Origin of the sequence: Mesobacillus sp. (assembly GCF_047739415.1) — a bacterium.
In the GTDB taxonomy this organism is placed as follows: Bacteria; Bacillota; Bacilli; order Bacillales; family Cytobacillaceae; genus Mesobacillus.
In genome coordinates, this window is record NZ_JBIQOE010000089.1 from 1 (window position 1) to 24482 (window position 24482).

Below are 24482 nucleotides of genomic sequence, written 5' to 3' on the forward strand. Positions count from 1 at the left end.
ACCCATGCAGCAATGAAGTCTCTCACAAACTTCTCTTTGTTATCGTCTTGCGCATACACTTCGGCAATCGCACGCAGCTGTGAGTTAGAACCGAAAACGAGGTCGACTCTGGTAGCTGTACGGACAACGTTACCTGTCTTACGGTCACGGCCTTCATATACAACACCGTCTACTGGCTTCCATTCCACTCCCATATCGAGCAAGTTCGCGAAGAAATCATTTGTCAGCGTACCGACGCGATCAGTGAATACCCCGTGTTTTGTGCCGCCATGGTTCGTACCGAGGACACGCATCCCGCCAATCAGTGCCGTCATTTCCGGTGCACTAAGGTTTAATAGCTGCGCCTTGTCCAGCAAAAGCTCTTCCGGACTCACACCATACTGTTTCTTCTGATAGTTGCGGAATCCATCGGAATATGGCTCCAGCACCGCAAAGCCTTCAACATCTGTTTGCTCTTCCGTTGCATCCCCACGTCCAGGAGCAAAAGGAACGGTTACATCAAAATCTGCATTTCTCGCGGCTTTCTCAACTGCAGCGCTTCCACCAAGGACAATTAGGTCAGCAAGACTAACTTCCTTATCCAGATGACTTTGAATGTCCTCCAGTACATTGAGCACCTTAGACAGCTGCTCCGGCTGATTCACTTCCCAATCCTTTTGCGGTGCCAGACGGATGCGGGCACCATTCGCTCCTCCACGGAAGTCCGAGCCACGGAAGGTACTTGCTGAAGCCCAGGCAGTTGTAACTAACTCGCCGATGGTAAGCCCGGATTCCAGGATCATAACTTTGATCTTTTCTACTTCTTCATCCGTCAATTCATAATCAACCGCTGGAACAGGGTCCTGCCAGACAAAATCATCTTCCGGAACTTCCGGACCGATATACCTTGATTTAGGGCCCATATCACGATGCAATAATTTGAACCATGCGCGTGCAAATGCATCCGCAAATTCTTCTGGATTCTGATGGAATCGGCGCGAGATTTTTTCGTATTCCGGATCATGTCGCAATGCAATATCGGTCGTGAGCATCATGGTTGGAACTTTTACAGAAGGGTCTTCCGCATCCGGTGCAAGATCCTTCTCAGCAGGATCTACAGCCAGCCATTGATAGGCACCTGCGGGACTCTTCGTCAGCCACCATTCGTATCCAAATAATAAATCAAAGTAACCATTATCCCACTGTGTCGGATTTGCCGTCCAGGCTCCTTCCAGGCCGCTCGTAATCGTATCACGTCCCTTGCCGCTGCCATACGCATTTTTCCAGCCTAGGCCCATTTCTTCGATAGGAGCAGCTTCGGGTTCTGAACCAACTTTAGCTGCGTCCCCTGCACCGTGGGCTTTTCCAAAAGTATGGCCGCCGGCGATCAGGGCTACTGTTTCTTCATCATTCATGCCCATCCTCGCAAAAGTTTCGCGAATGTCATGAGCCGCTGCAAGTGGATCCGGCTTGCCATTCGGGCCTTCCGGATTCACATAAATAAGACCCATTTGTACCGCAGCAAGCGGATTCTCCAGCTCGCGATCGCCTGTGTAACGTTTATCGCCAAGCCATTCAGATTCAACACCCCAGTAAGTGTCTTCTTCCGGATGCCAAATATCCGGACGCCCTGCGCCAAATCCTACCGTCTTGCCACCCATCGACTCAATGGCCACATTGCCCGCCAGCAACATCAAGTCAGCCCAGGAAATCTTGTTGCCATACTTTTGCTTAAGCGGCCATAGCAGTCTGCGCGCTTTATCAAGGTTTCCGTTGTCAGGCCAGCTGTTAAGCGGTGCGAAACGCTGCGAACCAGTTCCGCCGCCGCCACGGCCATCACCAATACGATAGGTGCCTGCTGAGTGCCAGGCCATCCGGATGAACAATGGCCCATAATGTCCATAGTCAGCCGGCCACCAGTCCTGACTTGTTGTCATAAGATCATGCAAGTCCTGCTTTAGAGCGTCATAGTCCAGCTTTTTAAATTCTTCATTATAATTAAAATCTTCTCCCATAGGGTTGGATTTTCGATCATGCTGATGGAGAATATTCAATTGTAACTGGTTTGGCCACCAGTCTCTATTCGACGTCCCACTACTTTTATGACTAGTAGCACCCCCGTGCATCACCGGGCATTTTCCAACCTTTGCAGTATCCTTGTCCATTTTCTTTCCCCTTTCATTAAACTAAAAATGAATGAAACTTACATCATTAATAACTATGAAAGAGACAAGGGATTTAGTATCTATAATTGGAATCTTTTATGAATAGAAGCAGCTGAGGATGAAATTTGAGGATTTGAGAGCAGATTAGGTTTAGATGAAAGATAGCATTTTAGCTTCTCAAAAATATTGTAAAATACTAGCCAAAATACACTTCTACACTTTTTTCTTTGTATGCTGTTGCCAAACAGTTTTCGATAAAATTGAAAATTTGTTTTTGATCCCAGGATGTACAATCACTTTCCGAAGGTGAATCACCAGTTTTGAAGAATTTTTTATAGCCACGCATTGCCTTCTCAACTTGTTGTAACGAAAAAATCGAGCTTTTACCTGATCCGCTGACTCCAGCATAGAACTGATATGCATCAAGTAAACGGTACAGCAGGAGGGCATTATGATTCCCCATGCTAAAGCGAGCATAAGCAATTTCTTCCCTTGCTTTATTTAACCCATAAATATCGTGACCCATTTAATATTCCTCCTTCAAATATAAATAAGAAATATTAGAAAAGCTGATAAGTAGTTTTACATGGCTTACCACTCCTTTCAGTATTTAGTGGATTTTTATAGAAATTGAGAGAGTATAAGATGGTTTCAAGTGGATCTACGGATTCAATTAGAAAAGATACATCATTTATGGGGATGTTACGAGAAGGTTAAAGAAGGATCGTTCACCTTTCAAAAAAATAATACCACACATCGTATTATGTTGATTTAGGGAATTTTAAAACTTATTAACAATTATGTGAACGCCATTTTTGTTACCGAAAAAATCCCAGAAAAAATAAAACGCAAATAAGGCAACGCCCCCGATAGGCTAGTTGCCTTATTTTGAGTGGCACTTTACACCACATATGTCTAGAGATGCTTAGCGCTGTAAATGTTTTAACTCAGCTACCTCACCAGTTCAGCAATTAACTATATTCAACCAATCAACCATTCTTCTTTTTTGATTAATCTTCCTTCTTCTGAAGATGTACGGGCCAGTTCGATAAACTTAGTCACCCTTAGTGCTTCTTCCAATGATACGACCGGCTCCCGTCGCGATATGCTATCTGCAAGTAATGAAAAGAAATGGTCGTATCCTCCAGATTCTATCGTGACCTCTTTCGTTTCTTCTCTATAGAGAGTACCCACTTCTCTTTCTTTTCCTTGATAGAAAGTACCATCTGCCAATTGAGGCTCTTGCTTGTCGAGGCCGTATTTTACGAAACTGCCTTTAGACCCATGCAGTTCAAAACGAGGATAAGCTGAATTAATAAATGAACTTGAGCGTAAATATACTCGTTTTTGCCCATAGTGCAGCACGATTAGAAAGCCATCATCCGTTTGGCCGTTCTCCCGTTGAGTCACTACTTCAGCATATAATGCACCTGGTTCACCGAATAAAACAAGCGCTTGATCAATTAAGTGGGAACCTAAATCGTATAGGATGCCCGAGCCAATCCCTGGTAGTTCTCTCCAGCGATTACGAACAAAGGGCCTGAATCGATCAAACCGCGATTCAAGGACTTTCCAGTCTCCTAGCATTTCTTCTTTTAGGAGTTTTTGTATGGTTAAGAAGTCTCCGTCCCAGCGGCGGTTTTGGTGCACAGATACCACGGACTCGCTATTTTGGGTTAGCTGAATGAGTTCTCTTCCTTCTTCAACTGTTAAAAACGCCGGCTTTTCGACAAGCACATCTTTTCCTGCAAGAATACATTGTTTCAGCATGTCATAGTGCATGTCAGATGGCGTGGTAATGATATACAACGTGGCCTCACTTTTTGAAAGTGCCTCTTCTACCGTTGCATACACCGGTACATTGCTTACATCATTTTGTTCTTTGGATGATCCTGATCTTGAAATAATTCCGACCACTTCATATTTATCAGAATGGACTAGATGCGGTAGGTGGAACACCTTTGCGGCAAAACCAAATCCGACAATTATTGTTTTAATCATGAAATAACCTCCACTAATTTCTTTTTCAATTGCTAAAAAATGATTATCATTTTCCTGTCTTTCCATATACCTCATCACGCTGATGAAACCCATCAGCAATAATGGTCGCATCTATATTGCTCTTATCTACAGCAATGGGTGCAAGGAGGAGGGATGGTATTTCTAATTTTCCGTTGTTTATTTTTCTGTTCGATGTAACGGTTTCTCCTTCTGCCATTTTGATAGCTGCTCTTGCTGCTTCGTATGCTAATGTTTTAATAGGTTTGTAGATGGTCATTGTCTGAGTCCCTTGCACAATACGCTGTGCTGCTGCTAAGTCTGCATCTTGTCCGGCAACTGGAATTTCCCCCGCAAGCCCTTGCGCTTCAAGTGCTTTTATAACTCCACCTGCTGTCGCATCGTTTGCAGCAATAACCGCATCTATTTCGTTATTATTTATTTCTAAGGCAGCTTCCATATTGGCACGAGCATTTTCAGGAGTCCAATTTTCAGTCCACTGATCATACACAATCTGTATGTCCCCCCTATCTATGAACGGCTGGAGGACATTAAAAACTCCTTTTTTAAATAAATGTGCATTGTTGTCTGTATTCGCCCCGCCGATATATACATACTTCCCTTTTGGGACTACCTTTGTTATCGCCTGAGCTTGAAGTTCTCCAACTAACTCATTGTCAAAAGAGAGGTATAAATCAACAGAAGAATTTTTCACTAAACGGTCATAAGATATAACTTTAATGCCCGCAGAGTGGGCTTTGTTGACGATGGTTGCTACAGCCTCCGCGTTATGCGGAACGATCACAAGTAAGTCCACACCCTCGCTGATTAACGTTTCTGCCTGTACAATTTGCAAGGTATCGTCACCCTTAGCTTCACGTATCACGACTTCCGCCCCTAATGACTCTACCGCTTCTTTAAATAAGTCTCTATCTCTTGGCCATCGCTCCTCTTCTAACGTGTCCATCGAGAATCCTATTTTAAGCTTGTCTTCAAGATCAGTAACTCTTTCATTCTCTGGTTTTTTATTCTCTATCTGTATTGGAGACACCGCTTCTTCGCATGACGCCAATAACATTAGAAGGAAGATAAGATTCAATAAACCAACTTTCCTTAATTTTTTTACCATCGTTTCTCCTCCCTTCCCTGCGGAACTTATGTTTAACTTCTGCATTATTCTAATAGATTGCTTTTTTTATAGGAAAGAGACTATTCTTTTATTCCAAGCAGTGTTTTACGATATTCTCTTGGCGTTACATTGCACATCTTTTTAAATACTTTGCTGAAATAATTAGGTTCGTGATAGCCAACTTCAATTGTTATTTCCTTAATACTCTTCTCCGGTTCTGCTAACATTTTCTTTGCCTTCTCAATACGGCACTCAGTTAAAAAGTCAATGTAATTAATCCCTAATTTTTCTTTAAACATTTTACTGATATAAATGGGACTTAAACCTACTTTATTACTAAGCGTTTCTAATGAAATATTCTGTTGGGAATTTTCCATGATATATTGTTTAATCTGATAAATTGTATCCGCTTCCAAACTAGCGTAATGTCTATCATAAGACTCTTTTATATCCATCAGAAGGTTGGCAGTTTCAGAACGTAATTGACGGTAATTCGGCGCTTGATAATGGTAAATTGGGGTTGCTGTCTCAATCCCCAAATCGCTTACAATCGACCAGATTGACCATAGTGCTTCTAATACGAATTGCTGTGCTTGCTGGATTTCTATGCCTTCCATCTCGTAGGCTTGGATAAGATGACTAATGTTCGATTTAATTTGGTCCCACTGCCCAAGGCGTACCTGGTCGGAAAGATCTTTTTTTAAATACTTTGCTTGTTGCCAACTGCCTGTTTCATTCAAAACAGGTATATCTTGATAAAACCGATATTTTACCGGAAGGGCCTTATTGCTCGAAGCAATGATTGCCTCCTGATAGGATTGACGAATTTCCTCTAATGAGTTGCAATCATTACCTATTCCAATGAACCAACCAGCTTTCTGCTCCTTGTTTACTGCTAATAGAATATCTCTTGCTAGTGAAGTCGCTTGTGATCGGTAAGATTGGCCGTCTCTGAAGATAATGATCGGCAGCTGTCCATCGTAAAGAGCACCCATCCATCCGCTTCTCGTTTTCCTGACTTTTTCTTTAATCCGAGAGTAAAGATGTTCCATTCCATCTGGTACAATCACATTCATGACGAATACCTGACCTGTTGATTGAATATCGAGCATCTCCATTAGCATATTTAAGTGAACTTCATGCACATGATCAAATAGCAGCTGCGTTACAACATCTGTTTCAACTAGAGCTAATGTCCTTTGAAGCATTTCTCGTTGCAAGCTGCTTTCTGCTTGTAACTCCCTCTCGTTTTCTATTTCATTCAATACCTTTCCAACCGTTGCTCTAATTTCACTCGCCTTACTGGGCTTTAAGATATAATCTTTTGCTCCAAGCTTTAAGGCTGACTGCACATAATTAAACGTATCAAATGCTGTTACCATGATGAATTTAATATGAGGAAATTCAGCAAGAATCTGCTCTACGGCTTCCAGGCCGTTCATGCCAGGCATTTGGATATCCATTAACACCAAATCCGGCTTAAAGCTTGCTGCTAATTCTACCGCTCTATTCCCATTATTGGCTTGTTCAACAATCAGGTCCGGGAATGCTCTATTTAAAATAGCTTCCATCCCTTCCCGTTCTATTTGTTCGTCATCCACAATTAAAAGTTTAATCATGTATCTCGCCTCTTTGTTTCGGAATTTTTAATAGAACGGCCGTGCCGCAGCCCAATGAGCTTTCAATATGAATGACGTCATCCCTCTCATAAAAAAGGCGCAGACGTTTTACAACATTACTGAAACCTATTCCTGTTGAATGTCCTGCTGTTTGCACTTGACGTTCCGTTAAAATTTGCGTGATGATCTCCTCAGACATGCCTATTCCGTCATCTTCAATTTGAACTAGCACATATTCATTCAGGTCCTTCACTTGAATTGTGATGAGACCCCCGTTAATATTGGGCTCTATTGCATGAATGACAGCATTTTCAATAATCGGCTGCAGGGTGAGTGCAGGAATAGCAACATCTAAGCATGAGTCATCAATATCTAATTTCAGTTGAAGTCTATCCGTAAAGCGTGCCTGTTGAATCTGCATATATTGTTTGACAACAATCAATTCATCTCTTAATGTTACGGACCGGTCAATTTGCTTTAAATTGTAACGTAAAAGGTCTGCGACGCTGACGAGCAAATCACTAATTTCCTCAGACCCTTCCAGATACGCTTTTTTCGATAGCGTATTTAGTGTATTAAACAAGAAATGCGGATTCATTTGGCTTTGCAGACTGCGGAAATGACTTTCCTGCAGTAAAATTTTATTCTGCTGCAGCTCGTGTTCCAGCTTTGCTTTTTCCTTTATTTGCTGAATTAAATTATTTATGTTCGTTCGCATATGATCAAATGTTTTAGCAAGAAAGGCAATTTCATCATTCGATTTGACTGTTATTTCATTATCGAATTTCCCTTTCGCCAATTCACTTGCAGCCTTTGTTAATTGTTGGACTGGCCTTGTGATGCTTAAGGAAAACCAATATGTAGCCAATAATAGCAATAAGGATGTTAATAAAATCATCCATATGGCAAGTTTCACTAATTCAATCGATTGCTCCATAATGCCACGATAGAATGGCTCATGTGTTTTTAGCTCCATATCGATTAAGGTGAGCGTCATATCGGAAATATAGTTACCAATACGTGCAGTTTCTGCAAGGTCTTTTACCGCCGCCTCGGAATCTCGTTCAAGTCCCATTAATCTGTCTGTTGTTTCAACTAAACTGCCCATTAAGTGAATGTAATTTGTCAGGGTAAAATCATTCACTTCATTTCTCACCTTAAATACTTCATATCTAGCAGATTCCAGCACCTTTTTGCTGCTCTCTAATTTCTGAAAGTTTTCTGGTGTCGATTGGTTCATATAGTTATTCAAATCTGTAATTACTTGATTACTGGACCTTGAAACATCACTGAAGATTAAGTATCGGTTTAAGATGTCATTATATTTTACTTGTGTTTTATAGTTGTAGAATGTCAGAGCAATCCAAATGGTGGACATAATGACAATGATTATAGTTGTGAATGTTAATATTTTCCTTCTAATACTATTCATTTCTGTTGTCCTTCAATATGCGTATCTTTGTGAAGTAACCATTAATATCAAGCGGAACCGTTTCCCCGTTCAGCCATTTAACAATTTGTTGCACACTGACTTCACCCATTGTTTCTGGGTCTTGCTCGACGACTCCGTCAATTTTGCCTTCTTCAAAAAGAGGTAATGATTCTGGTCCATCATCAAAGGTATATATGAAATAAGGTTCAACCTGGGAACGCTTCCCTATTTCCTGTACCATAGGACCAATCATATTCGCGTTTACCGCGATAAATGCATCCACATCTGGCATGTGATTTAACTGGTCTCTCATTGTGGTGATGACTTGATCTTTTGACTCTGCTGTTTCCGCATATTGTATCTTAATATTTGGATACACTTTCAAAGTGGCATAGATGCCCTTTAATCTCTCATTCTGGTAATACTCTTTCTGCTCGTCAGAAAGAAGCACAACATTCCCTTCAGTTCCCATATCATTCAACAACTGCCGTGCTATTAAACCTCCAGCACGAAACTGATCGGAACCAACATATGTTCTTCTTAAACTTTCCTTCATTGGCACATCATTTGCTACCGTGATAATCGGAATTCCATTAAAGGCAGCCTTTACTTTTGTGAGTTCTTTAAACTCGTCTGTATCAAGTCCTTGTATGATGATTCCATCCACTTTTGAATGGATAGCGAGTTCTAACTTTTTTAAAAATTGTTCTGAATTATTGCTATAGCTTCCCCAAATTTCAAGGCTGGCTCCTTCTTTCAACGCCTGCCTCGATGCTCCCGTACCAACCTTATTCCAAAACGTAGTGTCCATGTCTCTCGTGATGAGAACTAAGCGATAGCGTGAGTCTGTTTGCTTTTTTGCTTTAGGTAAAGCTATGTCATTACTAAAAACAATGTTGGCTGATACGAAAATGAGATAACAAAGGGAGACAAATACAAGGCCCAATATGGTATACATATACTTTTTCATATTCGCTTTCTCCCCTTTTTCTTTCTTAACCGTTTGGATGTTATTTAACTTGATTCTATCAGCCTGGCTACTATACTGCATTATAAATAAAAGCAATTATGCAAAAAAGGCTTCCCCAAAAGTCTTGGTGAAAGCCCGCTAAAAGAGGCAGTTAGTTTCCTTTTCTTCTTGTCATAACATCGAAGATTACAGCTAAGGCTAAAACGCCACCTTTAATCATATATTGATAGGAAATCCCTACACCGAGCAAGTTCATCCCGCTCGTTAAGGACGCCATTACGATCGCCCCGATGATGGCCCCTGTTACTTTACCTACCCCACCGGCCGCAGATACACCGCCAACGTATGCTGCTGCGATGGCATCGAGCTCAAATAATGTACCAGCAGTCGTAGTTGCTGCCTGAAGGCGAGAGGTAAATAGAATACCTGATAAAGCAGACAGCAAACCCATTGAACCGAATACAATAAACGTAATCTTGTTAACGTTAATCCCGCTTAAATGTGCAGCTTCTGGATTACTTCCGACTGCATAAATGTGTCTTCCCAGTACCGTCTTCGTTGTTAAGAAATGATAGACAATGACTACTAATAAAATAATAATGACTGTCCAGGAGAAACCATTATAGCCAGCTAAGATCCAAGTGATTGCAGCGATGATAGCCGAAACGAACACAAGTTGTATAATAAAAATCTGCTTTGAGACCACTTCAAAATTATACTTAATTTTATTTCGACGATTAGATATTGCACTAAGATTGTAAAATAATATTCCAAGTACACCAATTAATAAAGAGAGTAAATGTAATCCACTAATTTGCATTATAGATGGAATATATCCATTTCCAATTGCATTAAAAGCATCATTTTGAACGATAATTGTTCCAGACTTTTCTGTTACTTGCAGAATCGCACCGCGATAAATTAACCAGCCCGCCAGTGTTGCTACAAAGGCAGGAATTCCTACTTTTGCAACAAGAAAACCCGTAAACAAACCGGCAATCGTTCCAAGGATCAAAATGACAGGAATAACAACGTAAACAGGTAAACCATTCTGCATTAGAAGAATTGCCGCAATTGCTCCGAGGAAGCCTGCTAAAAAACCGATCGATAAGTCAATATGCCGGATGACAATGACCAGCATTACCCCGACTGCAAGAACCGCAATATAACCAGCAGAATCTAGCAAGTTACTAATATTACGAGAAGAAATAAATAAGCCATCTGTTAAAACTGTGAAGATGAGAAAGATGACAAATAAGGCAATGTACATCCCGTAATCACGAATATTTTTACTAATTAACGTTTTCACGTCATTTATTAAAGTCATTGGTTTAGCCTCCTATTGTGTTGCAAGTTGCATTATTTTTTCTTGGTCGGCTTCTTCTATTGGCAATTCGCCTTTGATTTCTCCTTCGGCCATGACATAAACTCTGTCACTCATTCCCAACACTTCACCAAGCTCAGAAGAAATCATTATAATACTCAATCCCTCTTCGATCAGCTTGTTCATCACCGAATAAATCTCAAACTTTGCACCCACATCAATACCACGAGTAGGTTCATCTAATATTAGGAGTTTAGGGCCAACAAACAGCCACTTACCTAGCGAAACTTTTTGCTGGTTGCCACCGCTTAATTTGCCAACGAGCTGTTCTAAAGAGGCAGCTTTGATGTGTAATGAAGTTTTATAACCATCTGCTACTTTAATCTCTTCGTTGTCGTTGATTACTCCATTGGCAGCAATGCCATGTAAATTAGCGGCAGAAATATTGCTTTTAATATCTTGCAGTAAAAACAACCCATCCCCCTTACGATCCTCAGTAACATACGCGATTCCCGCTTTAATTGCATCACTAGTATGTTTCAATGCTTTTGGTATTCCATCCAACAGCAAGTCACCTTGCAGCTTATAAGCTTTCGCGTTACCAAAGACACTAAGGGCAAGTTCCGTTCGGCCAGAGCCCATTAAGCCTGCCAAACCAATAATTTCACCTTTTTTAACGTGTAGGTTTGCATTTTTCACAACATGTCTGCCAAGCTTTTGGTCGTAAGCAGACCAATTCTTTAACTCCAGTACCTTTTCTTTATATGATTTCTTAGCGCGTTTTGGATAAATATCTTGAATTTCGCGTCCAACCATATTTTTAATAATCGTATTTTCTGTTATTTCACCTTTGGAGGCACCTAGTGTCCTGATCGTTTGTCCATCCCGAATAACAGTCGCACTATCTGCTATCGAAATAACTTCCTTCAATTTATGAGAAATCATAATACAGGTAATTCCTTGTTTTCTGAGATCATCAAGTAAGTTTAATAAATTTTCACTGTCGTCCTCATTTAAAGCTGCAGTCGGTTCATCGAGAATGAGAAGCTTTACGTCTTTACTTAACGCTTTGGCAATTTCAATTAACTGGCGTTTCCCTACCCCTAAGTCTTTCACAAGCGTCTCCGGGTTTATATCGAGGTTTACTTTTTCTAGCAGTTTTTTTGCTTTAACAATCGTCTCGTTCCAGTCAATTAAAGCTCCTTGCTTGATTTCATTGCCAGCAAATATATTTTCATAGACTGTGAGATCAGGAAACAAAGCTAACTCCTGGTAAATGATAACGATACCTGCATTTACACTATCGTTTATCTTATTAAATTGTTGTACCTTACCTTCGTAAACAATGTCTCCTTCATAAGTTCCATAAGGATAAACTCCACTAAGCACTTTCATCAGAGTCGACTTTCCAGCCCCGTTTTCTCCAACTAAGCAGTGAATTTCACCCTTCTTTACTTTAAAATTGACATTGTCGAGCGCCTTAACTCCTGTAAACTCCTTTGAAATCTGCTTCATCTCTAGAATATATTCGCTCATCCTGATTCCCTCCAAACAAAACAGCTATAATGATTGCGTGATAGTAATCCAAATGGATTACTAACACGCCGCTTTCATTTTATAGTCCAGTAAACTCACTAGCTTCGTAGTATTCTGAATCAATTAGTTCTTTCTTTACGTTCTCTTCGTCTACAACAATTACATCTGTTTGTTTTGCTTTCACATCAACTTTTCCATTGTCGTAAGTTCCAGTTGTAGAAGGTTTTTTACCATCTAAAATGTCGATCGCCATACCCATTGCGTCTGCAACTAGTGTTCTTACATCTTTAAATACCGTCATAGATTGCTTACCGTCAATGATGTATTGAATAGAAGCCTTCTCAGCATCTTGACCTGTTACAGTGAAACTAGAAATATCAGAGTCAGTTCCGAAAACATCTGCAATAGAACGAGCAGTTCCATCGTTTGGAGCTAAAATCGCTACATCACCTTTTAAGTTAGCACCTGCTGCTGTTAAGTGTGTTTGCGCTTTGTTTTTCGCTTCGTTTGGATCCCAGTTTGTTGTAACCTGACCTAGAATTTTTCCTAATTCATCACGAGTAAGATCTTGCTTATCTTTTAATGCCTCTGCTTCACTAGAGTTAGCGATTACAAAAGTACCATCTGCAATCTTCGGCTGAAGAACTTTCCAGGCACCTTCGAAGAATAAGAATGCGTTGTTATCAGAAGAAGCACCTGCATATAGGTATAACGGAACGTTTTTGCCTTCTGCACTATCTATTAAATATTGACCTTGAGCAGCACCTACTGCCACACTATCAAATGTTACATAATAATCGATTGCATCTGTTTCCGTAATTAAACGGTCATAGGAGATAACGGTTACTCCTTCTTTTTTCGCTGCTTCAACCGCAGAACCAGCTGCTGCACCATCGTGTGGAGCAATGATTAATACTTCGATTCCTTTGTTAAGCAATGTTTCTACGTTTTCTTTTTCCTTGGCTGAAGAACCCTGGCTGAATAAAATTTCCGTCGTGTAATCAGAATCAGCTAATGCATCTTTAAAGCGCTGCTCATCTTGCACCCATCTCGGCTCATCCTTCGTTGGAAGAACAATTCCTACACTCACTTTACTGCTTCCGCCAGTTGTCCCGCTGCATGCTGCCAGCATCCCAGTCAACACTGTCATTACGATTAAAACAGAAAATAATTTCCAAACTTTTTTCACTAATATTTCCCCCTTAAAAGATGGATTTAATTTACTACAATTCCATCATATAGCGGGTCATTCAATTTGAAAGCGTTAACATAGAGTAATCTTTTATTATCTTCTGTACTTTTTTATCTTTTCTGAATAAGGATGTAGTTTCTTAATAAAAATGACTCCGGTCTTGTATCGGAATTACAAGACTTGGAGTCACTTTTTGGCTGTAAGTCATATCTTCGGCGCATAGTACTGTATTCAACCTACAAGGGAGTAGGTAATTTCACAAAAAAAGACAGAACCAGTTTCACCTGATTCCGTCAATAAAGTCCTGCCTTATTTATATTGATGTTCCTTCAATATTCTTTGACGCAAACTGTTCAAGCAATTCACGCACTTCATCTGTTGACTTTGTGTTCATCAGTTGATTTCTTAATCCACTCGCCCCGTGGAATCCTTTAACATAGATCTTGAAGAAGCGGTGAAGAGCCGTGAACGGCCGCAGCTCTAAATGTGAATATTGATCATGGAGATCCATATGCAATCTTAAAAGATCGAGCAATTCGTCACTGCTATGTTCCTTCTTCTCCTTTTCAAAGGCAAATGGATTATGGAAAATGCCTCGGCCAATCATAACTCCATCAACACCATATTGCTCAACCAGCTCTAAGCCCGTTTGACGGTCGGGAATATCTCCATTGATCGTCAAAAGGGTATCCGGTGCCACCTCGTCACGGAGTTTCTTAATCTCCGGAATTAATTCCCAATGAGCAGGCACTTTGCTCATTTCATCCCTTGTACGGAGATGAATGGACAGATTAGCAATGTCTTGTTCGAGAATGTGTTTCAGCCAGCTCTTCCATTCGTCTACTTCCGTAAAACCAAGCCTTGTCTTTACACTTACGGGCAATCCGCCTGCTTTTGCCGCTTGGATTAGTTCAGCCGCCACATCCGGACGACGGATCAGGCCGCTTCCCTTCCCGTTCTGCGTCACATTAGGGACCGGACAGCCCATATTGATATCCAGACCTTTGAAGCCCATTTCCGCCATCCCAATGCTCATTTTCCGAAAGTTTTCAGGCTTGTCCCCCCAGATATGGGCGACAATTGGCTGTTCATCCTCTGTAAAAGTCAAACGACCGCGCACACTCTTGATCCCATCCGGGTGACAATAGCTCTCTGAGTTTGTAAACTCAGTAAAAAACACATCAGGTCTTGCCGCTTCACTCACCACATGGCGAAAAACAACATCCGTCACTTCTTCCATTGGTGCCAATATAAAAAATGGTCGTGGTAAATCACGCCAAAAATTCTCTTTCATGATCGTTCAATTCCTCTCATCATGGATACCAGGCCACCCCTGAACCCAAAATTAAAAAGCAGAATGCTCTGCTCCATTTACACTTATACCATGATAAAGCACTTTTTATCAAACGAATGGTGATGGTAATTTTAACTTCCCATTATCCCGCAGCTTTATACCCGCCGCCATATAAATCACCAGATAACTACTATTCATCAACTTCTTTTAAAAAATAAAATGCCTGCCTCTTTGGAAACAATCCAAAGAGACAGGCACTTTATCGATTTTCTCATTATTTATTGTTCAAGTATTCATTTAGGTACTCTTTAGCTTTCGCATTGTCTGCAACTACTTCGAGACCAGTGTCAACAAGAGGACTTACTGTTGAAACAGCCTTCATTTTATTTCCCTGGTAAAAACTAATGAATTCATCTTGGTTGATCGAGTAAAGGATGGATTTACGCAATGCCGCACTTTCGGAAACTTCACGGCCATCCATGTTGAATGCAAGGTATGAAACCCCGTTACTCTCATTTTGCTGAAGCGCTAATTTTTCATCATTTTTCACAAGATCGTATTTGGTTTCAGGCACGCCGTTAAGAATATGGATTTCACCGTTTCGAAGTGCTGATAATGCACTATCCGCATCCTGGATAAACTTCACAACAATTTCAGAAACATTTGGCTCATATTCAGTTCCCGGCATGTAAGCAGGGTTTTTTACAAAATGGGCTTCATAATCATTTTTATAAGTTAAGATATATGGACCGCTGGCGTACAGGTGATTATCATAGCTGGCACCTTCTGTTACGGTTCTTTGATCACCATAAGGAATATCCTTGTTGACATCGAAGTTTTCAACATCATACGTGTTGACGCTTTCCACTTGTTTTTGCGAAACAATGCCAGCAGATTGGTGCGCAAGGTAGTTCAATACCTGTGGGAATGGGTTAACAGTCGTTACTTTCACGACCTGATAAACACCAGAATCGTTTTTAACTTTTGTTTTATCATCCACTAACTGAGTGATCTTTTGGTCGATTTCCTTTTCTAGCTCTTCACGAATCGTTTTTCCATCAGCCGTTTTTCCATCAAGCTCACTCAAATCATTCACGATTGAGATAGACTCCATGTTTTCATGAAGACTGAAGGTACGGTGATCCGGAACCGATTTTGCGTCCTTTGCACGGTTTAAAGTGAATACAACATCTTCTGCACCAACAATTTCACCCGTATCTACAGCCTGATTGTCATTGACAGCCGCGAAATGGATATCATCGCGCAGCAAGAAGTAGTAGTCTTTACTTCCTTCTGAGATAGCGTGATTTAATGAAAGTGAACCATCCGATACTACCTGATCATCGTCTGTTAGGTTTACTAAACGTACATACATATTCGTATTTAGCGTATTGATTGAACCGTCATTCCCTTTGATTGGGTCTAAAGAGGTTAAAGAACCAATAGACTGATGAACAATCAGCGGCTGGCTATCACGTTGAGATTGATCAACGAAATCATATTGTTCCCAAACTTGTGCTCTTGATTTTGGTAAACGGACAGTCGATTCGTCCACTACTTGCTTGTTCACAGCTTGAGCTTTATAAGAATTGAACAGCGGCACAATATAGGCATTGTCTAATACAACATGTTGTTCTAATTCTTTATATGTCTCCTGATATTCCTCAGGTAACTGAGTTGCAGCTTTTTCTACTAACTCATCTGCTTTTTCATCAGCAAACAAGCTATTGTCACCGTCAGTGGTGAATAATGAACGAACAGCATAATCAGGGTTACCTGTTACTGTTGTCCAGCTATTTACTGCCAAATCGTAGTTCCCAGCTTCTTTTTGAGAAGTGAAGCTGCCGTAATCAGGCTGGATATTAAGCTTTACGTCAAATCCATTTTTCGTCAACTGGTCACGTAAAATGTTCATATCATCTTCACTTGTAGCCATCCCTAGAATTTCAATCTTTGGAGCTTCACCTTTTGGATCCGATGTCGCCCCCTCTTTCACATCTGATTCAGTCTGAACACAGCCTGTTAAAAAGAGCATGAATGCTACTAGCAGAAAACCTAATTTCTTCATCTAAAATCAACCTCCATTTTTTTATGTGAAAAACAAAATCTACTAATCTAACTTTGGATCCAAAGCATCCCGTAAACCATCTCCCAGGAAGTTAAAGGACAGCACCAAAAGAATGATGGCTATTCCAGGAAAAATCGCTAAATAAGGATTGGTCTCCAAATACATACTGCCGATTTTTAAAATATTTCCCCATTCCGGAATATGCGGTTCGACACCCAAACCTAAGAAACTTAAGGAACTTGTGGCAATAACAGCACTGCCGATTGTTAATGTAGCTTTAACAATCATTGGGGTAAAAGCATTAGGAACAATTTGTTTAACAATAATCTTCCATTCGTTTTCTCCTAAAGCTTTGGCCGCTTCCACAAATTCTAAATTTGACACCATCAAGACATTTGCCCTCATGGTCCTGGCATAGGTCGGAATGGAACCTACGCTTAACGCAATGATTAAGTTGAATGTACTGGAACCAAATGCTGCAATAATCGCAATGGCCAGCAGGATCCCTGGCACAGCATATAACACATCAAGCAAGCGCATGATGATATTATCCACTGATTTTTGATAGTATCCAGAGACAGCTCCAAAAAACCCACCAATGACCATAGGGATCAGCGTTGTCAGCAAGCCCACAATCAGGGATATCCTTGCACCGAAAACAATGCGGGAAAAGACGTCTCTGCCAAAATTATCGGTTCCAAAGGGATGCGCCAGGCTTGGTTCTAACAGCAGGGAACCATAGTCGTTCTCTGTGGCAAAGGTATCGACAAAGGTTCCGTAGCTGGCTACCGATATAGCAAACATCAAAAATACGAATAGAAATCCTAGCATAGCGGTAAAGTTATTGGTCATACTCAGCCAAAATTTATTCCATTTATCAATGGAGGAAGAATCTTTGCTTACCGACTTCATCACTAAGCTATAGCCTAAAATTAAACCAAAGAAGTTTCCGGTTAAACCAATTAAAAAAACGGCAATACCCAGCCATTTATATATAGGCTTAGCACTCTTTTTCAAATCCGCTTTAGCCAGTAGAATCACCAAAGCCAGTTCAATCACCATCGCCAAGGCCATTAATGCCATAGATGGCACGAAACTATTAGATACATACGGCTTAAATAAATTGAACAGTGAAATGGCAAAAATCAGGAATTGAGTAAAGAACATATAGTAGGCAAGGGTATACTCAATCGAACTTCTTTGTTTTAACATTCGAAAGCCAAATGCCGCGGTGAAAATATTCCCGACAAACAAACTCAATAATTGAAAAGCACTCAAGATTCTTGTACGCTTTTGAATCGCCCCGAAGTTCAATAAATCTCTCTTGATCAGTATGGCCAAGGCACCTTGCCAAAACGATGAAACAAAATAAGCAGCCGTTATGATGACCCAACCCAATTTCCAATTTCCTTCTACAAAATCATAGGCATTAAAGAAAAAAATCACCGTTAATGTGAATGAAAGACACAGGGAAAATATAGCATTCTTAAATTCTTGTGATTGTTTCAGTGCAAACTCCTGTTGTGTCGTCATTTCCATTCACCTCTTAAGAACTTTTCATTTGAGAACGGATTCTCGGATTTAATAATGCGTAAACAATATCAACAACAAGGTTAACAATAGAGATGGTTACCGCAATATAGACCACCCCACCTAAAATAGCTGGAATGTCCGGAACAAATTGTTTATCAACTATATAGCTTCCAAGTCCGCTAATATTGAAGACCTTTTCAGTGACTGCAGCCCCGCCAAGCATCCCCCCAAACTGCAAGCCGATCACAGTAATGACAGGTATCATGGCATTTTTCAGCGCGTGCTGGATGAGAATTTTTCTAGGCTTAAGTCCCTTTGCTTTCGCTGTCACGATGTAATCTTCATTAATCACTTCAAGAATGGATGAGCGTGTCATCCGGGCAATAGATGCCGTCAAGCCTGTTCCAAGAACAATAACAGGCATAATGATGGATAGCCATTCCCCTGGTGAGTAGGTTGCCGGTAACAAATGCCACTTAATCGAGAAGTTCAGGATGAACACTAGCCCCTGCCAGAAGTTAGGAATCGATAAACCAATTAGTGCGATAAACATAAAGCTGTAATCCCAGACAGAATTACGTTTCGCAGCCGAAATAATACCGATCGGGATCGCTAAGACGATGGCCATCAGCAGAGATAGGACAGCGATCAACAAAGTTATGGGAAATTTATTCGCAATACTTGCCGATACATTCTCATTACCTGTGTAGGAAGCACCTAAATCAAAGGTGATAATTCCTTTTAATGCATCCGTTAGCTGCACTAGATATGATTGGTCCAGACCGTATTGACGATTAAATTCCTCCCGCTGTTCGATTGTAGCTGCTTCACCCAGGATGTTCGCAGCTGGGTCAGATGGTGAAAAATATAAAATCGTAAAGACGAAGGTTGCTACCGATAATATGACGAAGACCGTCATCACTAGCCGTTCGAATATATATCGAAGAAACATCCTGGAGTAAATCCATAAGAACAAATACATTGGAATACCCGGTATGAAACTAACCAAGAGATAGAGTGGATTTTTTAAACACTCTCCAAAAAACTGCAGATAGTTTGCTTCTCTGATGTTTTCCCCTGCCAAATTCGCTTTAGCCATTTCCTCCGCTTGTTGACCTGCCAGCTTCCTGGACTCACGGCTCATTTCATCCTCATTGATTGGTTCATTAAAATAGCGCTTTTTACTTCTGTATTGTTCTTCGTAGCGCTCAACCAACCTACCGTATTCAGCAGACTGTCGTATCGCTTCTATCTCCTTTTGGAGCAGATGCTTATTGGAGGATTTTTTATATGTATATTGATAAAAGATCCAGGTAACCAAATGAACAGGAAGCCCGAGTAGGATTAGCAAAAACTTATATAAAGGCTGTTTGAATAGAGAAAGATCAAATATTCCCAGGCTTAACCCTGTTGGTTTACTTTCATGGTCCTTTTCTGAAACCAAATACTCACCCCCTTAGTCTCAAACTTAAATGTTGATTATTCCGAGTAGTTTAGTGTACATTTAAACCTGTATAAAGTATATGGAGTAAACATTTAGATGTCAACTTAAAAATCCGGCATTTAAATCACCTAAAAAAAAGAGGATAATCAATATGGATAAATTACTTACAGTCAACAATTTGCATATATCTTTCCTTTCAAATCACGAAGTCTTTGAAGCGGCCAAAGGAGTTTCCTTTGATGTTGGTAAAGGGGAAACAGTAGGCATAGTAGGAGAATCCGGTTCTGGGAAAAGTGTAACTGCAAGGTCAATCATGCAGCTCCTTCCTTCTCCCCCGGCATTAATGACAGATGGCTCTATTGAATTTGATGGAAAACAGATCTCTACTTTTTCGAACAGCGAAATGGAAAAAATCCGCGGGAAAGAAATCAGTATGATTTTCCAGGATCCGATGTCGTCGTTGAATCCATCTATCAAAGTTGGAAAGCAAATCGATGAGGTGTTGCTCAAACACCAAGGGCTTTCAGCAAAAGAAGCTAAACAACAGTCAATTGAAATGCTGAAGCTGGTTGGAATTAAAGACCCGGCGGAACGGTACGAACAATATCCGCATGAGTTTTCAGGAGGCATGCGGCAACGGGCTATGATTGCCATGGCACTTGCCTGCCGCCCAAAACTTTTGATTGCAGATGAACCAACGACAGCCCTTGATGTGACGATTCAGGCGCAAATTTTACGCCTAATGAAAACAATACAAACTCAGTTCGGAACATCCATCATCTTAATCACCCATGATTTAGGTGTCGTTGCTGGAATGTGTGACCGGGTGGTTGTCATGAAAAAAGGCGAAGTTGTCGAAAGTAATACAACAGAGAACATCTTCTCCTCACCTCAGCACCCTTATACGAAAAAACTCTTGAATGCCTTACCTCGGTTAGATGAGAAGAAGCAGCCTAAGGGTCATATAGAGCTGCCAATTGACATTGACAGGGACCGTCCCTTAATTGAGGTTCGGAAATTAAAACAAATCTATCCTTTGGGCGGGGGAAGAACACTTAAAGCGGTCGATTCGATCAGTTTTTCTATCCAGCCGGGCGAAACGCTGGGGCTCGTTGGGGAATCCGGCTCTGGAAAGTCCACGACTGGAAGACTGCTGCTGCGCTTGCAAGACGCAACCGATGGGGAAATCCTCTATAAGGGTATGGCCATCAATCGTTTAAATAAAGGAGAATTGAAGCAGCTGCGTAAAGAAATCCAAATCATTTTCCAGGATCCCTATGCCTCACTCAACCCGCGCATGAAAGTGCTGGATATTATCGGACATTCCCTGGATATTCATAAATTGGTGAAAAATAAAGCAGAACGAAAAGCTCGGGTTGAGGAGTTACTAGAACTTGTTGGCTTAGAAAGAACCCATGCGGACCGCTTCCCGCATGAATTTTCCGGAGGCCAGCGCCAGCGTATTGGAATTGCCAGGGCGCTTGCGGTCAACCCGAAATTCATTGTTTGTGATGAGCCGTTATCTGCATTGGATGTTTCCTTACAAGCTCAAATTGTCGACTTATTAAAAGACCTGCAGAAAAAGCTCGGACTGACTTATTTATTTATCGCCCATGATCTATCCATGGTCAAACACATCAGTGACCGAGTGGCGGTAATGAATGCCGGAAAAATCATTGAACTTGCAGAAAGCGAAGAGCTTTACAGCAACCCGCTCCATTCATACACAAAATCGCTGCTAGCCGCTGTTCCTGTCCCTGACCCTGCAGTCGAGAAGAACAAACTAAAACAAGAAATGCCAGAAAATGCTCATTTCGATTTGCAGCATAGCTCATTGCAGGAAGTGAAACCTGGGCACTATGTATTGGTCTAAAAACAGCGCCTGTCCCTGCTGCACTTATTAAAATGTGCAGCAGGAGCAGGCCCTTTATCTTATACATTGCTTATACATTTCTAAAATTGCCCACTTGCTGTGACTGCTAGAATAAAGTGAACAGTTTCCGCTAAATAAAAATGAACACTTATTTACTACAAAGACTCTTGACTATATCATAGATTATTAGCTTCTTAGATATAGGCAGGAGGAAATGAAGGGTGGATAAGTTTGAAATGTATATAGAGATTAGGGGACTGATCAATCAGAAGTACAGCGTTTCAGCTATTGCAAGGAAAATGAAGATATCAAGAAACACTGTGTATAAGTACCTACAGAAGACACCTGATGAAATGGCAGACTGGACGGCATCTACTATGGCTAGAACGAAAAAATTAGATATACATAAAGAGTTGATATTGGATTGGTTGAGGAAATATCCAGACATGACCGCAGCCCAAGTATATGATTGGCTGAAAGAAAAGTTTCCTACTTTCAAAGTGGGAGAAAGTACAGTAAGGAATTATGTAAAAGATATTCGGGCAGAGTTCTCAATCCCTAAAGAGGTTAACAAACGGGAATACGAAGCCATTCCTGATCCACCAATGGGTGAACAAATACAAGCAGATTTCGGTTTCGTGACAGTAAGGAACAAAGCTGGTAAGCCAGTCAAACTTATGTTCATCGTATTTGTGTTAGCGCACTCGAGGTTTAAATATGTTTGGTTCCAAAATAGGCCATTTACGACTAAGGATGTAGTAGAGGCACATAAAAAAGCGTTTATTGCTTTCAGCGGAGTTTCCAAAGAAATTGTGTACGACCAGGATCGGCTACTAGTTGTAGCAGAAAATGAAGGAGATATTCTTCTTACCGAGGAATTTCAGCAGTTTGTCAACGAGGTGGAGTTTAAAGTGGTTTTATGCCGAAAGGCAGACCCTGAAAGTAAAGGAAGAGTAGAAAACGTAGTAGGCTTCGTCAAGAAGAACTTCGTTCAACACAGAATTTATCACAATATTGATTCCTGGAACGAGCAATGCCAGCATTGGTTGGATAGGACAGGCAATGGAAAAGTTCATAATGGAACAAAAAGAAGACCCGACGATGTGTATCTCCTGGAAAAGCAACACATGAGACAGGTCAACCTTTTAAAACAAAACATTAAAACAAGTATAACAAGAAGTGTAAGGAAGGACAACACAGTGTTGTTTCATTCGAACCGTTATACAGTGCCACTAGGCACTTTCCATAAATACCCCGAAGTGCAGTTAAAGCCTAGTAAGGAAAACAAATTAATCATTTTTGTTAAAGAAACTGGAGAGATTTTGGCAGTTCACTCAATCAGCCAAGATAAAGGTCAGTTGATCCGTAATACTTCCCATCAACGGGATCGATCCAAGGGACTTACAGAATTACAAGAATCTATAAGCAGTCATTTCACCGATCCTGTGAGAGCAAAGATGTATATTCAGGAGCTACAAAGAAAATATCCTAGATATCTTCGTGACCAGCTAAGCATCATAAAAAAGTGTATAGATGTGAGTTCTGTCGACGTTTTGGATGATTCCCTAGTGTTATGTATGGAAAGGAATCTATTTAGTGCTAATGATTTCCGAGATGTAGTCCAGTTATTAAAACGCCAACGCCAAGTGAACATGAACAGTCCAAGTGCTATCGCTGAATACCAATCAACATCTGCCGATGTGGAGACATTGCCATTACTTAGCGCAGAAGCAAAACACCGTCCACTTGACCAATATGTCGAAATCATGGAGGGAGTCAAATGAAACAGCTCCAGCAGCTTCAGGATGCCCTAGTATCCCTCCGTCTTTCCGAGGTTTCAAAAGAGCTTCCGGCCATACTTGCCAAAGCCGAAAAGGAAGAAGTCAGCTACCTTTCCTTCCTTCAAACTTTGGTTAATCATGAACGGGAAAAACGAGATGAAAAGAACATGGAAAAAAGGCTTAAGCTGGCCTCTTTTCCATCTATTACTCCTTTAGAAACGTTTAATTTGGAAGAGCAAGAGTCATTGAGCCGAAAGGAATTCAATCAACTGAAGGAGTTAACATGGGTTGAACAGCTTTTCAACGTAATACTCTTGGGACCCCCAGGTGTCGGTAAAACTCACTTAGCAGTCGGTCTAGGGTTGGAGGCCATTCAAAAGGGCTATAAGGTTTCATTTATTTCCATGGGGGAACTGGTTCACACCTTGAAAACGCTGGACATAACGCGGAAATCGCAAACCAGGATAAAAAGGATGAAGGATTCACATTTAGTTATCATTGACGACTTAATGTACGCAGCAATGGATCCAAGAGAAGCCAACCTCTTCTTTCAGCTGGTCAACGATTTATATAACCATTCCTCGATCATTCTAACATCTAACCGATCTCCAAAGGAATGGACAGAATTGCTTGGAGATGTAGGAGTAGCAACAGCTATTTTAGACAGATTGATTCATCGGGCTGAGATTGTAAGCTTCACAGACGATAGTCATAGAATGAAGAACAGACAAAGGATTTTTGATGGAGAAAGTGTTCAAAAATAATCAGCGAAATTGTTCATTTTAACTTGACGCTCACACTTGCACTCAATGTCTTTTATTGCTGGCAATTGGGGCAAAAGAAAGTTTTCCGTGAAGAGATTTCACTTTTTATAATGGACGCATTGCAACGAGAGCATCATGAGGTGCTGGTGAGTCAAACCCTTACATACCCTTAGGATCAATTACTAAAACACAGCTTTTTCAACAAAATTGCTGCGTCTCTGCTTCACCCTAATGCTTGTTCCGATATTTAGCCAATTTCAATGCGCCCTAAAGATATAACGACTAAAACTGAACCTAAAAAAGTCTCTCTTAAGTTCATTCCATAACTATGCAATAGCATCGATGGCATATTTGGAATGACAATGGTTAACATATATTTCT

Annotated in this window: 17 protein-coding genes and 1 pseudogene; 3 read left to right on the top strand and 15 right to left on the bottom strand. The window is 40.8% G+C overall.

Annotated elements, in window-relative coordinates; translation table 11 throughout:
- The 14 genes from katG to ACH0QE_RS07355 form a co-directional block, all read right to left on the bottom strand.
- Window positions 1-2144: catalase/peroxidase HPI (gene katG / locus ACH0QE_RS07290; protein WP_415800042.1), on the bottom strand; the 2144-nt coding region annotated here is incomplete at its 3' end.
- A 196-nt stretch (window positions 2145-2340) separates the two neighbouring features.
- Window positions 2341-2670, bottom strand: coding sequence for a hypothetical protein (locus ACH0QE_RS07295; protein ID WP_415800044.1), 330 nt, complete (start codon window positions 2668-2670; stop codon window positions 2341-2343).
- Between the two features lie 455 nt (window positions 2671-3125).
- Window positions 3126-4145 carry a Gfo/Idh/MocA family oxidoreductase gene (locus ACH0QE_RS07300; RefSeq protein WP_415800045.1) on the bottom strand — a complete coding sequence of 340 codons (1020 nt, stop codon included), beginning with the start codon at window positions 4143-4145 and terminating at the stop codon, window positions 3126-3128.
- 46 nt (window positions 4146-4191) lie between these two features.
- Entirely contained in the window at window positions 4192-5271 is a 1080-nt protein-coding gene (xylF, locus tag ACH0QE_RS07305; RefSeq protein ID WP_415800046.1) for a D-xylose ABC transporter substrate-binding protein, read from the bottom strand.
- 80 nt (window positions 5272-5351) lie between these two features.
- The gene (locus ACH0QE_RS07310; RefSeq protein ID WP_415800047.1) at window positions 5352-6890 is read right to left on the bottom strand and encodes a response regulator; all 1539 of its coding nucleotides are present in this window, start codon (window positions 6888-6890) and stop codon (window positions 5352-5354) included.
- Complete coding sequence (locus tag ACH0QE_RS07315) at window positions 6883-8322, bottom strand: sensor histidine kinase (protein WP_415800048.1); 1440 nt, start codon at window positions 8320-8322, stop codon at window positions 6883-6885. The genes ACH0QE_RS07310 and ACH0QE_RS07315 overlap by 8 nt, the downstream gene beginning before the upstream one ends.
- The gene (locus ACH0QE_RS07320; protein WP_415800049.1) at window positions 8315-9292 is read right to left on the bottom strand and encodes a sugar ABC transporter substrate-binding protein; all 978 of its coding nucleotides are present in this window, start codon (window positions 9290-9292) and stop codon (window positions 8315-8317) included. The genes ACH0QE_RS07315 and ACH0QE_RS07320 overlap by 8 nt, the downstream gene beginning before the upstream one ends.
- A gap of 151 nt (window positions 9293-9443) precedes the next feature.
- Window positions 9444-10619 carry a sugar ABC transporter permease gene (locus ACH0QE_RS07325; RefSeq protein WP_415800050.1) on the bottom strand — a complete coding sequence of 392 codons (1176 nt, stop codon included), beginning with the start codon at window positions 10617-10619 and terminating at the stop codon, window positions 9444-9446.
- Window positions 10620-10631: 12 nt separating this feature from the next.
- Window positions 10632-12152 carry an ATP-binding cassette domain-containing protein gene (locus tag ACH0QE_RS07330; RefSeq protein ID WP_415800051.1) on the bottom strand — a complete coding sequence of 507 codons (1521 nt, stop codon included), beginning with the start codon at window positions 12150-12152 and terminating at the stop codon, window positions 10632-10634.
- A gap of 79 nt (window positions 12153-12231) precedes the next feature.
- The gene (locus ACH0QE_RS07335; RefSeq protein WP_415800052.1) at window positions 12232-13341 is read right to left on the bottom strand and encodes a sugar ABC transporter substrate-binding protein; all 1110 of its coding nucleotides are present in this window, start codon (window positions 13339-13341) and stop codon (window positions 12232-12234) included.
- Between the two features lie 316 nt (window positions 13342-13657).
- Entirely contained in the window at window positions 13658-14638 is a 981-nt protein-coding gene (locus ACH0QE_RS07340) for a tRNA dihydrouridine synthase (RefSeq protein ID WP_415800053.1), read from the bottom strand.
- A gap of 274 nt (window positions 14639-14912) precedes the next feature.
- Complete coding sequence (locus tag ACH0QE_RS07345; protein WP_415800054.1) at window positions 14913-16706, bottom strand: ABC transporter substrate-binding protein; 1794 nt, start codon at window positions 16704-16706, stop codon at window positions 14913-14915.
- Window positions 16707-16748: 42 nt separating this feature from the next.
- Window positions 16749-18245, bottom strand: a complete 1497-nt coding sequence (locus ACH0QE_RS07350) for an ABC transporter permease (protein ID WP_415800055.1) — start codon at window positions 18243-18245, stop codon at window positions 16749-16751.
- A 7-nt stretch (window positions 18246-18252) separates the two neighbouring features.
- Window positions 18253-19683 (bottom strand): ABC transporter permease, encoded by a 1431-nt coding sequence (locus ACH0QE_RS07355; protein WP_415800056.1) that lies wholly within the window; start codon window positions 19681-19683, stop codon window positions 18253-18255.
- Window positions 19684-19834: 151 nt separating this feature from the next.
- Here ACH0QE_RS07355 and ACH0QE_RS07360 point away from each other — a divergent pair, with 151 nt between their 5' ends.
- The 3 genes from ACH0QE_RS07360 to istB all read left to right on the top strand — a co-directional run bounded on the left by ACH0QE_RS07360 (window position 19835) and on the right by istB (window position 24101).
- On the top strand, window positions 19835-21556 hold the full coding sequence (locus tag ACH0QE_RS07360) for an ABC transporter ATP-binding protein (protein WP_415800058.1): 1722 nt from the start codon (window positions 19835-19837) through the stop codon (window positions 21554-21556).
- Between the two features lie 221 nt (window positions 21557-21777).
- Complete coding sequence (istA, locus tag ACH0QE_RS07365; RefSeq protein ID WP_415800059.1) at window positions 21778-23340, top strand: IS21 family transposase; 1563 nt, start codon at window positions 21778-21780, stop codon at window positions 23338-23340.
- The gene (istB, locus tag ACH0QE_RS07370; protein WP_415800060.1) at window positions 23337-24101 is read left to right on the top strand and encodes an IS21-like element helper ATPase IstB; all 765 of its coding nucleotides are present in this window, start codon (window positions 23337-23339) and stop codon (window positions 24099-24101) included. Before istA ends, istB begins: the two co-directional genes overlap by 4 nt.
- Window positions 24102-24153: 52 nt before the next feature.
- Here istB and ACH0QE_RS07375 read toward each other — a convergent pair.
- Window positions 24154-24222, bottom strand: a pseudogene (locus tag ACH0QE_RS07375) (zinc finger domain-containing protein); the annotation flags it as partial.
- Window positions 24223-24482: the final 260 nt, after the last annotated feature.